The 16,135-nt window shown below is 41.7% G+C and carries 20 protein-coding genes; 14 read left to right on the forward strand and 6 right to left on the reverse strand.

What is annotated here, in order from left to right:
• Positions 1-269: 269 nt before the first annotated feature.
• The 10 genes from guaA (at position 270) to F887_RS17005 (ending at position 6,772) form a co-directional block, all read left to right on the forward strand.
• The gene (gene guaA / locus F887_RS17050; protein WP_005290983.1) at positions 270-1,838 is read left to right on the forward strand and encodes a glutamine-hydrolyzing GMP synthase; all 1,569 of its coding nucleotides are present in this window, start codon (positions 270-272) and stop codon (positions 1,836-1,838) included.
• Positions 1,839-2,112: 274 nt separating this feature from the next.
• Positions 2,113-2,388: a hypothetical protein gene (locus F887_RS17045; RefSeq protein WP_005290985.1), complete on the forward strand. Its 276-nt coding sequence runs from the start codon at positions 2,113-2,115 to the stop codon at positions 2,386-2,388.
• A complete protein-coding gene (locus F887_RS17040) occupies positions 2,388-2,621 on the forward strand; it encodes a hypothetical protein (protein WP_005290986.1) in 234 nt (77 codons plus the stop codon). Before F887_RS17045 ends, F887_RS17040 begins: the two co-directional genes overlap by 1 nt.
• A gap of 318 nt (positions 2,622-2,939) precedes the next feature.
• On the forward strand, positions 2,940-3,467 hold the full coding sequence (locus F887_RS17035) for a PadR family transcriptional regulator (protein ID WP_005290988.1): 528 nt from the start codon (positions 2,940-2,942) through the stop codon (positions 3,465-3,467).
• 13 nt (positions 3,468-3,480) lie between these two features.
• Positions 3,481-3,870 (forward strand): transcriptional repressor, encoded by a 390-nt coding sequence (locus tag F887_RS17030; protein ID WP_005290990.1) that lies wholly within the window; start codon positions 3,481-3,483, stop codon positions 3,868-3,870.
• A gap of 21 nt (positions 3,871-3,891) precedes the next feature.
• Complete coding sequence (locus tag F887_RS17025) at positions 3,892-4,188, forward strand: DUF3861 domain-containing protein (protein ID WP_005290992.1); 297 nt, start codon at positions 3,892-3,894, stop codon at positions 4,186-4,188.
• Between the two features lie 51 nt (positions 4,189-4,239).
• A complete protein-coding gene (locus F887_RS17020) occupies positions 4,240-4,509 on the forward strand; it encodes a DUF2798 domain-containing protein (protein ID WP_005290995.1) in 270 nt (89 codons plus the stop codon).
• Between the two features lie 169 nt (positions 4,510-4,678).
• On the forward strand, positions 4,679-5,626 hold the full coding sequence (locus F887_RS17015) for a pirin family protein (RefSeq protein ID WP_005290997.1): 948 nt from the start codon (positions 4,679-4,681) through the stop codon (positions 5,624-5,626).
• Positions 5,623-6,021: an OsmC family protein gene (locus F887_RS17010; RefSeq protein WP_005291000.1), complete on the forward strand. Its 399-nt coding sequence runs from the start codon at positions 5,623-5,625 to the stop codon at positions 6,019-6,021. Before F887_RS17015 ends, F887_RS17010 begins: the two co-directional genes overlap by 4 nt.
• Positions 6,022-6,118: 97 nt before the next feature.
• Positions 6,119-6,772: a glutathione S-transferase family protein gene (locus tag F887_RS17005; protein WP_005291002.1), complete on the forward strand. Its 654-nt coding sequence runs from the start codon at positions 6,119-6,121 to the stop codon at positions 6,770-6,772.
• A 51-nt stretch (positions 6,773-6,823) separates the two neighbouring features.
• Here the strand turns inward: F887_RS17005 and F887_RS17000 are convergent, their stop codons facing one another.
• The 3 genes from F887_RS17000 to F887_RS16990 form a co-directional block, all read right to left on the reverse strand.
• Positions 6,824-7,435, reverse strand: a complete 612-nt coding sequence (locus F887_RS17000) for an SPOR domain-containing protein (RefSeq protein ID WP_005291004.1) — start codon at positions 7,433-7,435, stop codon at positions 6,824-6,826.
• Positions 7,436-7,710: 275 nt separating this feature from the next.
• A complete protein-coding gene (argS, locus tag F887_RS16995; RefSeq protein ID WP_005291007.1) occupies positions 7,711-9,516 on the reverse strand; it encodes an arginine--tRNA ligase in 1,806 nt (601 codons plus the stop codon).
• A gap of 172 nt (positions 9,517-9,688) precedes the next feature.
• Positions 9,689-10,609 carry a Dyp-type peroxidase gene (locus F887_RS16990; protein ID WP_005291010.1) on the reverse strand — a complete coding sequence of 307 codons (921 nt, stop codon included), beginning with the start codon at positions 10,607-10,609 and terminating at the stop codon, positions 9,689-9,691.
• Positions 10,610-10,766: 157 nt separating this feature from the next.
• On the opposite strand from F887_RS16990, the gene F887_RS16985 reads away from it, so the two are divergent.
• Positions 10,767-11,390, forward strand: a complete 624-nt coding sequence (locus F887_RS16985) for a LysE family transporter (protein WP_005291013.1) — start codon at positions 10,767-10,769, stop codon at positions 11,388-11,390.
• A gap of 9 nt (positions 11,391-11,399) precedes the next feature.
• Here F887_RS16985 and znuB read toward each other — a convergent pair whose 3' ends face one another.
• From znuB to F887_RS16970, 3 genes are read right to left on the reverse strand one after another with little or no spacing between them, the layout of a single operon-like run.
• Positions 11,400-12,209 (reverse strand): zinc ABC transporter permease subunit ZnuB, encoded by an 810-nt coding sequence (znuB, locus tag F887_RS16980; protein ID WP_005291015.1) that lies wholly within the window; start codon positions 12,207-12,209, stop codon positions 11,400-11,402.
• A 3-nt stretch (positions 12,210-12,212) separates the two neighbouring features.
• Positions 12,213-13,001, reverse strand: coding sequence for a zinc ABC transporter ATP-binding protein ZnuC (gene znuC, locus F887_RS16975; RefSeq protein ID WP_005291019.1), 789 nt, complete (start codon positions 12,999-13,001; stop codon positions 12,213-12,215).
• Positions 12,974-13,471 carry a transcriptional repressor gene (locus tag F887_RS16970; RefSeq protein ID WP_005291024.1) on the reverse strand — a complete coding sequence of 166 codons (498 nt, stop codon included), beginning with the start codon at positions 13,469-13,471 and terminating at the stop codon, positions 12,974-12,976. The genes znuC and F887_RS16970 overlap by 28 nt, the downstream gene beginning before the upstream one ends.
• A gap of 220 nt (positions 13,472-13,691) precedes the next feature.
• On the opposite strand from F887_RS16970, the gene F887_RS16965 reads away from it, so the two are divergent.
• The 3 genes from F887_RS16965 to atpB all read left to right on the forward strand — a co-directional run bounded on the left by F887_RS16965 (position 13,692) and on the right by atpB (position 16,075).
• Complete coding sequence (locus F887_RS16965; protein WP_005291026.1) at positions 13,692-14,531, forward strand: metal ABC transporter substrate-binding protein; 840 nt, start codon at positions 13,692-13,694, stop codon at positions 14,529-14,531.
• Positions 14,532-14,701: 170 nt separating this feature from the next.
• Positions 14,702-15,100, forward strand: coding sequence for an ATP synthase subunit I (locus F887_RS16960; RefSeq protein ID WP_005291028.1), 399 nt, complete (start codon positions 14,702-14,704; stop codon positions 15,098-15,100).
• 99 nt (positions 15,101-15,199) lie between these two features.
• On the forward strand, positions 15,200-16,075 hold the full coding sequence (gene atpB / locus F887_RS16955) for a F0F1 ATP synthase subunit A (protein ID WP_004801976.1): 876 nt from the start codon (positions 15,200-15,202) through the stop codon (positions 16,073-16,075).
• Positions 16,076-16,135: the final 60 nt, after the last annotated feature.

Raw genomic sequence — 16,135 nt, forward strand, 5'->3', positions numbered from 1 at the left:
AACGATGCTGTCGATTGAATACCTTTCCATGGTAATGCTCATTTCGACTCATTATCTTAGCACCAATTTTTGTTTTGTGTTGAGCAGAATAGGCAACAATTGTTGATTTAACTCTCCTTATTCGCAGCTTGATTGTGAAATTTTAGTTTAAATATCAGCGCTTATTCGCCAGCCCAACTAAAAAATCAGATAGATGATGAATTGCGGTGCGTCAAAGCGTGAAAAATGTTAGAATGTGGCGCTTAATTCATTTGCCTTTAAGATGAACCATGACGACCAATACTCAAATTACTGAAGATCGTATCCTTATTCTGGATTTCGGCTCTCAATATAGCCAGCTCATTGCACGTCGTGTGCGTGAAGCGGGTGTCTATTCTGAAATGTATGCATTCGATATGTCTGAAGCAGACATTCGTGCGTTTAATCCGAACGGGATTATTTTATCAGGTGGCCCTGAGAGCGTACATGAAGAAGGAAGCCCACGCGCGCCACAAGTTGTATTTGAATTGGGCGTACCAGTGTTGGGTATCTGTTATGGTTTGCAAACCATGTCTGAGCAACTTGGCGGTAAAGTAGAGCCAGGCACAGTACATGAGTTTGGTTATGCAGAAGTTGATATTCTGGTCCGCGATAAATTGATTGGCAATTTACAAGATCGCGAAAACCAACTTCATGTATGGATGAGCCATGGTGATAAAGTCAGTGCCATTCCAGAAGGTTTCCAAGTGACTGCGAGCACACCAAGCTGCCCGTTCGCTGCAGTTAGTGATGAAGCACGTCGTTTCTATGGTGTGCAGTTCCATCCAGAAGTGACTCACTCAGCAAAAGGTGCTGAATTACTGTCTAACTTTGTACATCAGATTTGTGGTTGCCGTGGTCTTTGGACACCTGAACACATTATCGATTTACGTGTAGAGCAGTTACGTGAGCAAATCGGTGATGAAAAAGTTCTATTAGGCTTGTCTGGTGGTGTTGACTCTTCAGTTGTGGCTGCATTGTTACATAAAGCCATTGGCGACCAGTTAACTTGCGTATTTGTAGACAATGGTTTGCTTCGTTTGAACGAAGGCGATCAAGTGATGCAAATGTTTGCGGAAAACATGGGTATTCGTGTGATCCGTGCTGATGCTGAACAGCGTTTCTTGTCTGCATTGGCTGGTGAAGTTGATCCTGAGAAAAAACGTAAAATCATTGGTCGTGAATTTATTGAAGTATTTGCAGAAGAAGCACGTAAACTTGATGGCGTGAAATTCTTGGCACAAGGTACGATTTATCCAGATGTGATCGAGTCTGCCGCTACTAAAAATGGTAAAGCGCACGTGATTAAATCACACCACAACGTGGGTGGTTTACCTGAAGATTTAGAATTTGAATTGGTTGAGCCTTTACGTGACTTGTTTAAAGATGAAGTGCGTAAATTGGGTACCACCATTGGCTTGCCACATAGCATGATTTACCGTCATCCATTCCCAGGTCCAGGTTTGGGCGTGCGTATCTTGGGTGAAGTGAAAAAAGAATATGCAGATATTCTTCGTCTTGCTGATGACATCTTTATGCAAGAACTTCGCGACAGCGGTTGGTACGACAAAACTGCTCAAGCATTTGCAGTATTCCAACCTGTAAAATCAGTTGGTGTTGTAGGTGATGGTCGCCGCTATGCATGGGTGATTGCGCTTCGTGCGGTTGAAACGGTTGACTTTATGACAGCTCGTTTTGCGCACTTACCATATGAACTGGTTGATAAAATCTCAACCCGTATCATGAATGAAATTAAAGATGTTTCACGTGTTGTTTACGACGTGTCATCTAAACCACCAGCAACGATTGAATGGGAGTAATTCAGGGCTTTCAAGAAGCTTCGCTTCTTGCCTGAATTACGCCATGAACGAGTTTTAAAGTGAAACTTTAAAATGAAGTGCAAGATGCTCGTGGCAGAGGGATTTCAAAACCTCTAAAATAGATCAAAAAAGCCGGCTTGGAAAAGTCGGCTTTTTGCTGTTTATCATAAAATCAAGTTTTACATATTTGATTTTATTAAATAGTAAAACTTGATTTCGGATAAGCTGTATTATGTTAATTTTAGAAATAATAAATAAATTGGATATTTAACATATGTATGATTATTGGTCTTCTACTCCTGAATTTATAGATGAAAAAAATAGAGAATTTATTTTTGTTTGCAATCATGCTTTGGAAGCGGATGAACAAGTAGCTATGAGCATCCAATACAACCTTTCGAGAGTTAACTTTACTCGATCACAATTACCATCACATCTTTCAAATTGTCGAATTATTTATGATATTAGAGGACAATTGATAGACGTCCATGTACAGGAAAAAATAGTTAATCAATTAAGCCTAGTCGCTTCTGTGGAGTTTAAAGAGTAATGGGATTACAGGTCATAGTCCGTTGTGAGAATGAGAATGAAATAATTGACTCTTTGAAAGGTGCTCTTGACTCTTGCGAAGGCTTTTTTATAGATAAAAATTTATTTGGCTTATCAATTCCAACGGATATTCTTGATTTTGTTGGTGAGAATAATATTTGGGCCGCCCTTGAAAATTTTGATGTATATGACCTTTGGGCTGGAAACTGGCATTACAAAAAATCCTCTATTTAACATAATGGGTGTTATGTGAAATTAATTTTAAAAATTTTATTTTCAAATAGTTATAAATAATATTGGTACTTTATAAAAAATAGAGAGGGTGCATTTGAAACAGGTAGCCTGTTTCTTAAACATATTTGATACTTATTTTCATTAACAAGTACCTAGTCGCTCTTATTTATTACTTAACTTTTCTAAAACTCTGTCTAAAGAATAAATAATCCATTCAATATCAATATCATGAAATTTGAAGATATATCTTGGCTTGCCATAAGATCATTTAAGATATATCTTAATATGCATAAATTAAGCAATATGAGAAAAATAAAGATGAAACATGCATCAGATCATCAAGAACACGAACGTGATATCCAGCATCGAGAGCATCATCGCTCGGGTCGTCGTGGACGCTTATTCGAATCAGGCCGTATGAAACTTTTGGTGCTGCATCTAATTCAGCAAAGTCCCAAACATGGTTATGAAATTATTAAAGAAATCAGTGATTTAGTCGGTGATGGCTATAGCCCAAGCGCGGGTACGATTTATCCTACGCTGACCAGCCTAGAAGAAATGAATTTGATTACTTTGCTGGATGTTGAACGCAAGCAATATCAAGTGACTGAATATGGCGAAGCCTATTTAAAAGAACAGCAAGATATGTTGTTGGCGCTGCTGCAAAAGCTGCGATTGAGACGCGAAATTCATAATAATGATCAGTTGATTGATATTCATCGTGCTATGGAAAACTTAAAAACAGCACTACGTCTAAAACTCAATATCGCTGATTTGCAACAAGAGCAGATCCATCAAATTGCTGAAAAAATTGATCAAGCGGCTATTGCGATTGGGCGTTTATAAGTTGGAGGCGAGTATGTTAGAGCTACAACAGAAAATTAAACAGGCAGGCTTGCGAGTCACGCACCCACGTATGGCTGTATTGTCCATCTTGGCGCAGCAGTCAGATGATCTTACGGTAAAACAGATTTATCAGCAGCTTAACTTACAGCAACAGCAATTAAGTCTAGCTACGGTCTATCGTGTGGTTAGTGATCTGGTGGTTGCAGGTTTGCTTGCCAGTTATCAATTTCATCGTGCTGAGACAAAATTTAACTTCCCGAATTTGTCTAAGATCCAACTGCTACAAATTCGTTGTTCAGACTTAACCACCCAAAAACAAACACAATTTTTACAGTCGTTGAAAGTTTTGTTTAATCAATATCAAGTTGACCTGATGCAGGTCGAAATTAAAGAAAGTGCTTAGAAAGGCATATTGGAGAACCTTATGAAACAACATCAATATCATGTCACAGTGCAACATTTAAAAGATGCGAAGGGGCAAGTCTCGACCTATACCGAGCGTTTAGAATTTTATACAGGAAATCATGATGATATTTTTGAGATCGTGGAACGTTTAAAAATGGCAGCATTTTTTGATGACCAAACCACCAAGTCATTCGCAGTCGGTTTGAAACTATTTAGTGAAGTGATGCTGGAGAATCGTGATCACCCGTTGTTTGAAGAGTTTTTGCCTCAGTTCGGTCAGTTTATGAAAAATCTAAAACAGCAGGTGAAAAAGTAGAGATGAAACTGCACAACCCAATTGATCTGATTTTATGGAAACGCGCTTAACATGCAGGAATTAAAAATAACACCACGTCTTATTACCAAATTGCCTGCCAAATATGCGGCTTGGATCTTGCCGCTGATTTTATCTTTTTTAATGAGCGGATCCTTGTCGTTTGTGAATATGTGGATGAGCCTTGGTTTTATTCCAGAATTTTTGCACAAGTGGTTGGCGACATGGATGTTCTCTTGGTTGATTGCTTATCCATTGGTTCTGGTTTTATTGCCATTGGTTCGCCGTCTAACAGGTTTGATTGTCGATATGCAGCCTAAATAACGTTTTATGGGCTGATATTTTAAAAAGGTGCTCTCATTTCATTTTGAATTGAGATTGTCTCATTGATAACACTCTGTGTATTACTAAAAGACTATATTGATGAGTGATTGTATTGTTAAGATCAATAAATCAACTCATTGCAATAGCATAGGTAAAAGAGAGCAATATCATGAGCAATAATAACGATTACGATATTTCTGATTCAAAAGACTGCGAAACTTACATCAATCAATTTATTCAAGAATTCACCATTCGTTCGGCAGAAATTGGTAGGGGAACGATCATTAAGCGTGCTTTACCTAGCCGTCAGAAGCGTTTGGTGGGAGCATGGTGTTTTCTGGATCATGCTGGACCTGTAAGTTTTCCTGCGGGTGATGGCTTAGATGTGGGACCACATCCACACATTGGTTTGCAGACCTTCACCTGGATGATTGAAGGCACCATGATGCATACCGATAGCTTGGGTTCAAAGCAACTGATTCGCCCTAAGCAAGTGAACTTGATGACTGCAGGACGAGGAATTTCACATACCGAAGTTGCGCCAGATAGTGAAACGAAAATGCATGCGGCGCAGCTATGGATTGCTTTGCCAGATGACAAGCTCAACATAGATCCTAAATTTGAGCACTATCCAGAATTGCCTGTGGTGAGTAAGGATCAGGTTGAGTTTACTGTGTTGGTCGGTGATTTCTTGGAAACAACCTCACCAGTTCAAGTACATACGCCTTTGGTCGGTGTCGATCTCACTGCACAAGCCGATACCAAGACCCGTATTCCATTGAACCCCAAATTTGAATATGCCTTCATGGCACTAGAGGGGACCGCCCGAGTCAATGGTCATGAACTCAATGCTGATAATATGGTGGTATTGGAAACAGGTTTAACCGAAATTGAAGTCGAATTAACACAAGCTCATCGTTTATTGCTGATTGGTGGTGAACCGTTTGAATCTCCAATCCTGTTATGGTGGAATTTCGTAGGTCGTACTATGGACGGTTTAAAACAGGCACGTGAAGACTGGATTAATCATGATGCACGTTTTGGGGAAATTCCAGATTACCAAGGCAAGCGTTTGGAAGCACCTGTATTACCAGATCAAATGAGGGCATCAAAATGAGTATTATCGCGAACGCGGCAGTTCAGACTTTACCCGAACCGTGGAAGGGTGAGGTGAGTAGTGGTACGCATCAATTTCTAACTGATAAACCTGAAGCATTTGGTGGGCATGATACGGGACCAGCGCCTTATGACTTTCTTACTGCGAGTTTGGCATCCTGTACCATGATTACCTTGCGCATGTATGCCAAACATAAGGAAATCGATTTGGGTGAGTTCTCGGTAGAAGTCGATTTTCATACCAATCGTGAGCAACAGGAACATATTGAGCGTCGGGTAATATTTAAACAACCTGTTTCACAAGATTTACAAGAAAAACTTCTTAATGTGTGTAGCAAAACGCCTGTCACTAAAACTTTGTTACGTAGTTTAGACATTCACACCATGATTCTTTAAGACTAAAGTGCTATTGTGCTTGGGCAAAACATAATTCTAAGCGTAACTGTGAGAGGGACTAAAACCATAGTTACGCAGCTAAAAAGCAGGCACAAAAATGATTACCTTACATTACCTACAATGCTCACGATCGTTCCGCATATTGTGGGCGTTAGAAGAACTTGGTGTGGATTGCCAAGTTGAGTATTACCAAAGGTCAGCCAGTTACGCAGCACCAGAAAGCCTCAAACAAATTCATCCTCTCGGTAAAGCGCCTATTTTGGTCGATGGGGATGACGTGATTGTTGAATCTGCTGTGATTCTAGATTATTTACAGCAACAGTATGATCTTCAAAACAAATTTAAACCTCAACAAGCATCTGATCAACGTCAATATTCGTATTGGATGCACTATGCCGAAGGTTCATTGATGCCTCTATTGGTCATGACTTTGGTGATGAATAGTGTCAGTAAACATGTCCCTTGGGTAATTCGTCCAATTGCAGAAAAAATTACCGATGGTGTTAAGGCAAGTTTTGTTCGTCCACGGGTTAAAGAGCATATTCTGTATCTGGAGCAATACTTATCCGAACATGATTATTTCGCAGGAGATTTTTCTTTTGCCGATATTCAAATGGCATTTCCATTAATTGCCATTCAAAACCGTTTACATGGTAAATATCCAAATATTCAGGCTTTTGTACAACGTGTTCAGCAACGTCCAGCGTTTCAAAGGGCGGAGCAACGGACTTTGCATTCTCAGTGTGCATAATTTTGAGCATAAAAAAGGGAACGAGAAGTTCCCCTTTTTTGTGCGATCTCGTTAGCGCTTAATCACGATAGAATCAATGCCGCTATGTTGTAAAGTTTGCTGCGCTGCAAGAGCCGATTCTTGGCTATCATACGGTCCTGAGAAAACGCGATACCATGTTTGACCATTTTCAACGCTTTTCACCACATCCGCTGATAAACCATTCAAAATAATTTCTGCACGACGTGCGTCTGCACTGTCAGGGTCAGGGTAGCTACGGACTTGTAAAATATAGGTGGCATGTGCAGGAGCAGTCGTTTGTTCACCTGATGCACTATTTGCTGGATCTTCTGTGGTTGTGGTTTCAGGCTTTGGTGATTCAATAATCACCACGTTGCCTTGAGGTTTGGCCTCAGGTACAGCTTGTTCAGGAATTGGCGTCACTTGCTGTTGCGGAAGTAGGTCATAAAAACGGTAGTCTTTATTGGTGTTTTCTTCTTCATAGTGTTCAGACGTTACCTGATTTTTTGCAGGAACAGGCTGCCATGGTTGCCAAAGCATGAGCATCACGGCAGCACATAGGATCGCAAGAATTGCGACAAGCATTCCTAACCACTTTGGAATGAGTGGTTTTTTGGGCTTGTTTGGTCGTTCAGATACACCACGTTGCGTTTTTCCAAACACCAGAAATTCCTCTTGATCCTATTAGATTAGTTGTAACTTGAATCTACTTAAAAACAAAGCATTATGTTTAAAAATAATGCTTTGTTTACCATATTGTTTAACAATTATGGCTTAAGATTACATGTGTTTAAGCTTTGCTGATTACCGTTCACCTCAGGCATAGCCTAGCCATGTGTGAAGCTAGCTATCGCTTCACTTATATTACATGGCTACTTCGGGCAGAGCCCTCCATCTTGCGGCATGAGCAGCAACGCTGTGTAAGAGTGTTACTTTGCTTACATTGCCTCAGGAGCGGATACGCCGAGTAATTCTAAACCATTGCGTAAAACTTGCTGTACGTTGATTGAAAGCAATAAACGCGATTGTGACAATGGGATATTTGTTTCATCTAGAATTCGAACATTATCCAAGTTATACCAACCGTGGAATAACGCAGCTAATTCTTTCAGATAGTTGCCAATCTGGTGTGGTTCATACACATTTGCTGCACGAACTAAAATATCTGGATAAGCTGCGAGCTTAGCTAATATTTCAAATTCTGCTTCTAAAGTTAGCAATTTTGCATCGTAATTTTGAAGAGCAGTGCGATCAAATGGAATATTCTTTTCTGGTGCACGAATATCTACCATACGATTGACACGCGCATGTGCATATTGAATGTAATACACCGCATTGTCTTTACTTTGTGAAACTGCAAGGTCTAAGTCAAAGTCGATGTGTTGTTCAGATTTACGCATCACATAGTAGAAACGTGCGGCATCATTGCCGACTTCCTTACGTAAGTCACGTAACGTCACGAACTGACCAGAACGAGATGACATCTGTACCATCTCGCCACCACGCCATAAGCTGACGAACTGAACCAAAAGTACAGTCAATTTCTTCGAATCATAGCCCATTGCATCAATGGCCGCTTTTACACGCGAGATATAACCGTGGTGGTCTGAGCCCCAGATATCAATTAGATCGGTATAACCACGTTGTAGCTTATTTAGATGGTAAGCGATGTCAGAGGCAAAGTAAGTGGTTTGACCATTACGACGTTTTACCACACGGTCTTTTTCATCACCAAACTCAGTGGATTTGAACCAGATGTTACCCTCTTTTTCATACAGGAAGCCACGTTGATCCAGTGTCTCAAGTGCTTCGTCAATTTTGTCTGTTAAAGAGTCTTCGCTAAACCATTTGTCAAAAGTTACACCAAAGTCAGCCAAGTCATCTTTAATGTCATCCAAGATGGCGTGTAGGGCTGCTTGATGGAACACACGATAAGCTGCACCTAAGTGTTGTTGTGAGTTTGCGATTAGACCATCGATGTGTTTTTCTTTGTCGCCAGAAAGTACGACTTTGTTGCCTTCAGCATCGAGTTCTTCTGCATATTGAACGTCTTCTGGTACATCTTTATAGATGTCAGCAACGGCACGAACGTGTGCATCGCCATCTTTATCAATAATGCTTTGTGCGATTTCTTTAACGTAGTCACCTTGATAGGCATTTTTAGGGAATACCAGTGTCTGACCGGTTAATTCTAAATAACGTAAATAAGTTGAAGTCGCCAAGATATCCATTTGACGGCCAGCATCATTGACATAGTATTCACGGTCAACTTTTGCACCTGTTGCTTCTAATAGATTCGCAACAGTCATGCCATACGCTGCACCACGCCCATGACCGACATGCAGGCTAGAGGTTGGGTTGGCAGAGACAAATTCAACTTGGATTTTTTTAGCTGCATTAGCTTGGCTACGACCATAATCATTTTTTTGTGCTTGGATTTGATCGAGTACCGCGTAGCGTTGGTCTGCATTTAAAAAGAAGTTAATAAATCCAGGGCCTGCAATTTCTGCTTTGCTGATATCTGCCACTTCAGGCAATGCTGCCAAGATTTTTTCAGCAAGATCGCGAGGTTTCATACCTGCCACTTTTGAGCCGATCATGGCGATATTTGAAGCAAAGTCTCCGTGACTTCGGTCTTTGGTACGGGTTAAATGGCTCGTGTTGGTCCAATCGGAAGGAAGTACACCTTGTTGTTGCAGGGTTTGTACCGCATGATCGAGAGCTGCTTGTATTGCCGTATTCATAGTTACCGAAAATAAATGTCGCGGAAAAACGACCAATATAGCAAATTTTGTCGACTTAAGGGGAGTGGGATTTGTGCGGAATTAACATATTCGCAAAAATCTTTTCTGAGTGAGTTGGAATGCTGTGATGAGGCAGATGCTATGTTATTGAGAAACATAGCATCTGACGGTTTTAGTCTTCTAAAATTTGTTCTAATAATTCATCGCTTGGCGCAAAATAATAAGCACCGTCAATGGCAGTGGTGAAATGCAGCAAACGATCGTGAATGCCATCACCCGTGGTGCCAAACATACGTTTTAGCATCTCATCAATAATGCTTAAATTGTTGGTATAGGCGACAAAGAATAAGCCTTGTTCACCTTTGCCATCGCCATAAGGCAAGCTGTGGCGCAAGATTTCCATTTCCTCGCCTTCATCGTCTTCAACAACTGTACGTGCCACATGTGAGTTTTCTGGTTTTACATCGTCATCCAGCTCAATTGACTCAAGTTTGGTACGGCCAAACACATGTTCTTGTGCATCGACTTTCAGCATTTGCCATTTTGTCAGATCGTGAATATAACGCTGTGCAAAGATAAAGCTGCCATCGGCAAAGGCACCTGCTGTTTCTGGCAGTAATGCTGCTTCTGCACGGTCATCTGGAAATTGCGGATTCTCTGTTCCATCAATAAAGCCAGTCATGTCACGACCGTCAAAGAAGCGGAAACAGGCGCGCTCATCCAAGACCTCGACTTTGTCTTGAATTCCTGTAAAAAAAGCTTGGCTCATGGCAAAACAAATATCTGCACGCGCACTGGCAAGATGAATAAATACATCGGCTGGCACTACAGGCATGTTAAATGCGCCCCGTTGCGGGTCGAGCTGTTTAAATCCTTCAGGTGTTTGTGAGTTGAGTTGTGCCCAAAGTTCGGGACCAAAAGCGATGGCTGTTTTAATCTGGTCATTTGGATGCTGTGTGATCAGGCGGTCACGTGTTGAAAGGAGAGCTTCAATCTGTTGTTTTAATTCGGCAATCGTTAAATCTTTTAAACGTAAAACAATAAAGCGGGCATGGTCAGAAGGTAATGGAAGAATGACAGATTGCGCAGTCATTAAAAACTCCTTAGTTATTTTTAAGGGGGAAAACAATAATTGTGCCTGATGTTGCTTAGGCTGAGTAGCTTATTTGTGAAATTTTATTGCCTAAAAATGCATCGTAAGTGGTCAATAAAACGGTATAATTCATCTTTTATTGTTTGACGCTGTCGTTATGTCTTTGCAGGTTTGGTTTGCTTTTATGTTGGCGTGCTGGGTGATTAGCATCTCGCCAGGCGCAGGCGCAATTGCATCCATGTCGAGTGGTCTTAATTATGGCTTTCGGCATGGTTACTGGAATGTCATAGGTCTGCAGCTCGCATTGATGCTTCAGTTCATGATTGTGGCCGCAGGGGTTGGTGTGCTATTTGCGACAACACCTTGGGCTTTTCAGATAGTGAAATGGTTTGGTGTCGCTTATTTGGTTTATTTGGCCTATAAGCAATGGACTGCACCCATTCAAACCATTGAGATTCAGCAGGAACAACCTCAATCAGCGATCGCCTTAATATTCAAAGGCTTTGTGGTGAATATGAGTAACCCTAAAGCGATTGTATTCTTGTTGGCTGTTTTACCGCAGTTTCTGGATTTGAGCCGACCACAATGGCTGCAATACCTGATCATGGCGATCACGATGGTGGTAATCGATCTGATTGTGATGGCGGGTTATACTGGGCTTGCATCGAAAGTATTAAGACTGCTTCGTTCCCCGACACAGCAAAAATATTTAAATCGTGGTTTTGCAGTGATGTTTAGTGGTGCAGCGCTTTTACTCAGTGCGATCCAACAGTCAAGCTAACTGCCCTGATTAGGCAGATTGAGCTTGGCTTTTTAATTTCTGCGCGATGAAAATAGCGGCAAAGCAAAGCGCCATACACAGTACAATACTTAAGCCTGTGGAAATGTTGAGTGCGGCACTTGACCATAGGCCAACCGTAACACCGAACTGTGCCAATACAAATGCCCAGACCACCATTTGTTTGGGCGAGTGCGCCAGTAAGCGTGCGCTCAGGGCTGGAATTACCAGTAAAGCACCCATCAATAATGAACCGACAGCACGTAATGCCAATACGGTAAATAATGCCAATAACAACATAAAGATTAAACGTTGCCAATTGGCACTGACGCCTTCACTCATGGCGATATCTGGATCAATCGCAATTTGAATCTGCGCGGACCACGAGCGATAAAGTACGATTAATGCCGCTGCAATGACAACCGCAAACATCGGTAGATCAGTCCACTCGATACTCAGCAGGTCACCAAACAAATAGCTTAACAGTTCGGGGCGTAAGCTAGGTACTTGCTGAATCAGTAATAGACCAGAACAGAGTAAGGTGGCGGAGCTTAAAGCCAGTAATGCATCATTTGGGAGACGCGAATCGTGTAAAACCCAAAGAAGAGCCACCAGCAACAGCGCAAGGCAAGCAACACCCAGCCAGAAAGGTAAATTCAGAATCCCTGCAACAGCTACGCCAAGTAAGGTGCCATGTGCCATGGTATCCGCAAAAAAAGACATTCTACGCCATAGCATCAGGCAGCCGAGAGGGGCAGTCAGAAAAACCAGAAGTGACCCCATAATCCAAGCAGGGAGGAGGAGTTGTAACCATTCCATCATGGCTTAGACCTTTGGCTCAGGGTGAATGTGTGGGCGTGGATCGTGCGAACAAGGTTCGGCATGGTCACTGTGTCCACAGTGATTGTGATGATGCTGATAGAACATGCGTTGAGTGCCAAAAATCGCTTGGTATTCAGGATGTTGTTGAATGCTTTCAGGCAAGCCACTGCAACAAATATGTTTGTTGAGGCAGACCACGCGATGTGTACCTTGCATGACCCATTGTAGATCATGTGACACCATCAGGACGGCACAACCATAGCGCTCAGGCAAACTACGTACATATTCATACAGTTCAGCCTCAGACTGAATGTCTAGACCTTGCATGGGTTCATCCAGTACCAGAATATCTGGCTGACGTAATAAAGCACGCGCCAGTAAAACCCGTTGCCGTTCACCGCCAGAAAGTTGCTGTACTTTAGATGACTGTAATTTTTGAATGCCTGTATCGCGAATAATCTCTTCACGTAAAACTGTTTCACAGACTTCTAGATCTAGTAAATCTTGTACGCGTAAAGGTAGGCTGGCAGAAGGGTTGAACTTCTGTGGCACATAAGCCAATTTTAATTTTTTAGAAAAATGAACTTTGCCTTTATTCGGCGGCATGATACCCAATAGCACTTTGATTAATGTCGATTTGCCTGCGCCATTGGGACCAATCAGCGTCACAATCTCTTTTGCTTGCAAGGCAAAATCTACATTTCTTAAAATATCCAGTTCATCACGTCGAACCGAAATATTCTCCAGTTGAATAAGTGGAGTGCTTACTGACGGGTTCTGCACTGATGACATTTTCCAGAAATTTCAATAATGCTGTGTTGAGCGGAAAATTGGTCTGAAGCCGCAAGTTGATCAAGTTGTTGGATCAAACCCTGTGCGGATGCCTCTTTGACAGAATGGCATTCCGTACAAATCAGGAATGCCGCCTGATGGCCTTCACGTGGATGGCAACAAGGGATATAGGCATTAATAGAGGTCAGTCTGTGGATTAAGCCTTTTTCTAATAAAAAGTCTAAGGTACGGTATACCGTAGGAGGCGCAGCAGGGCGGTCTGCCTGACCTTTAATTTTAGCCAATAAATCATACGCACCCATTGGTGCAGAGGCATTTAAAATGAGTTCAAGTACTTCTTTACGTAAAGGTGTGAGGCGAGCGCCAGTCGCAGTACATAAAATTTCTGCTTCGGCAAGGCGCGCTTTAATATCGTGATGACCGTGAACACCATGTAAAGCATTGTCATGTTCATGTGAACAAGAACTCATAGATTGACCTCATTGTTTTTGTAGAGCGGATTGAATTCTCACTGACATGAAGTGTCTGAGTTGTGCTTCAATCGCCCCGTTATCATAACATGCTATTTATGATAACTATCTATATAAGTTAAATGCACGACGGATAGTGCAGCGAATCTAAAAATAGACATAGGCATTTTTTAACTTTTGTTATATTATAACATGCTTCGCTAAATTGAGTAATGTTGAGATGTCTCGCCTATTTGTTTTTGTCTTGTTTTCGATGTTAAGCACATGGGGCTGGACACAAAGCTTGGTGGTTTCAACACACCCAATTTATCTAATTGCCAAACAAGTAACAGAGGGGGTAGAGGAACCGATTCTGTTATTAAAAGACCAAAGTGGTCATGACGTACAACTGACACCCGCACACCGTAAAGCAATTCAAGATGCCTCTTTGGTGATTTGGCTTGGGAAAGCGCATGAAGCGCCGCTCGAAAAAATGCTCAGTCAGAACCGTAAAGCAATCGCAATCTTAGATTCAGGCATTTTAACGACCTTGCCACTGCGTAATTTACGTGGTGCTTCTCTGGCGAACACTGTTGATAGTCATGTTTGGTTAGATCCAAATAACGCGGTACGTATCGCTTTCTTTATTGCAACCTTGCGTTCGCAGCAATATCCAGAAAATAGAGCCACATATATGGCCAATGCCAAAGAGTTTTCTCAACAAATGCGACAAGCGTCGCAACAGTATGAAAGCTCAAACAAGGCAAAGAACTATTGGTCTTATCATGATGCCTATCAATATCTAGAAAGAGCATTGAACCTGAAATTTGCAGGGGCATTGACCGATGACCCGCATATCGCACCGACTGCAGCTCAAATTAAGTACTTAAGAGACAACCGTCCGCAAAATAAAATGTGCTTATTGGCCGAAACGACAGCAAGTGCCAGTCAGTACCAAAAAATGAACCCAGTAGTTTTCCAATCCGTCGATGAGAGCATGCGTGGTGAAGACAATTTTGTAACAGCATGGAAAAAATTGGCTTTAAAAACTGATAAATGCGTAATAAGTGCACAAAATTGATCAAAAAAATAAAAATCAATTGACTCTAGCGTCAAAAAATATGGTAACGAAAAAAGCAGACTTAAGTCGAGAAAAGATTGCATGTTCAGGGGTGTAACTCTATAATGCCTGCGATTCGAAACGATCATGATTAAAACTTGTCAAGCAGTTATGCTGTAAGTGGGTAAAAAATGAGCCAAACTAGTCGCATGATTGACCGACGATTAGCAAAAGCTTTGGTCTTCTTACAAGCCTGTATGATTCCTGTTGCAGCTTTGCTTGCATGGGTAATGAAAGATACAACTGCTGCTTTGAGTGCTGCGCTTGGGGCTTTGGTATGTTGGTTGGCACATTGTTATTTTGCTTGGCAGTCGTTTAGAACGGCAGGCGCAAGAGCATCAAAACAAGTCATGCTGAATATGTACCGAGGAATGCTCGGTAAGTTTGCGATTGTGATCGTGGGTTTTATATTAATTTTGAGCAATGTTAAACCGCTGTCACCGGTTGCATTGTTTTGTGGATTTATTCTCGTACAAGCGATGTCGTGGGTCGCGCCATTTTGGGTGGCACGACTACAAAAACGAGGATAAGGCACATTTTGAGATTTTTGGAAGTAGAGGCGGGATCTTTGCCATCCGCTTGATTCGTTTCTCTTCTTTTTAATGATTGACATTGACCAGGTGTGATTTATGGCTGCTGAAGAACATGCCCTGACTTCGACCGAGTATATCAAGCATCACTTGACCAATATGACCTATGGCAAAATGCCTGATGGTACATGGAAATTGGCTGAGACTGCTGAAGAAGCTCATTCGATGGGGTTCACTGCAATTCACTTGGATTCAATGGGTTGGTCTATCGGACTTGGTGTGATTTTCTGTTTGTTGTTTTGGACAGTTGCGAGAGCTGCGAATGCAGGTGTTCCAACTAAATTCCAATCAGCGATTGAAATGATTATCGAGTTTGTGGACTCAAGTGTTCGTGATACTTTCCACGGCAAATCACGTTTAATTGCGCCATTGGCATTAACCATTTTCGTGTGGATTTTCCTCATGAACGCAATGGACTTAATCCCTGTTGACTGGATCCCGTATACAGCTCAATTGATTGGTGCAAACGTATTTGGTATGGACCCTCACCACGTTTACTTCAAAGTTGTTCCATCTACTGACCCGAACATTACCCTTGGTATGTCGTTGTCTGTATTTGTTTTAATTTTGTTCTATAGTATTCGTGAAAAAGGGATCGGCGGTTTCGTCGGTGAATTGGCACTTAACCCATTCAACCCAAGTAACAAATTTGCAAAAGCGTTATTGATTCCAGTGAACTTAATTTTGGAATTAGTAACTTTCCTTGCTCGTCCAGTTTCGTTGGCTCTACGACTGTTCGGTAACATGTATGCGGGTGAGTTGATCTTCATCTTGATCGCATTATTGCCGTTCTGGATCCAGTGGGCGTTATCTGTGCCTTGGGCTATTTTCCACATTCTTGTAATCACGCTGCAAGCATTTATCTTTATGATGCTGACCATCGTTTACTTGAGCATGGCAAGCGAAAAGCATTAATGGTATTGCCTAACTATCACCTGATCGTTGGGCTTAAATTTTAGTTTAATTTGGTAATAA

This window comes from Acinetobacter sp. NIPH 2100 (genome assembly GCF_000369805.1).
Taxonomy (GTDB): domain Bacteria; phylum Pseudomonadota; class Gammaproteobacteria; order Pseudomonadales; family Moraxellaceae; genus Acinetobacter.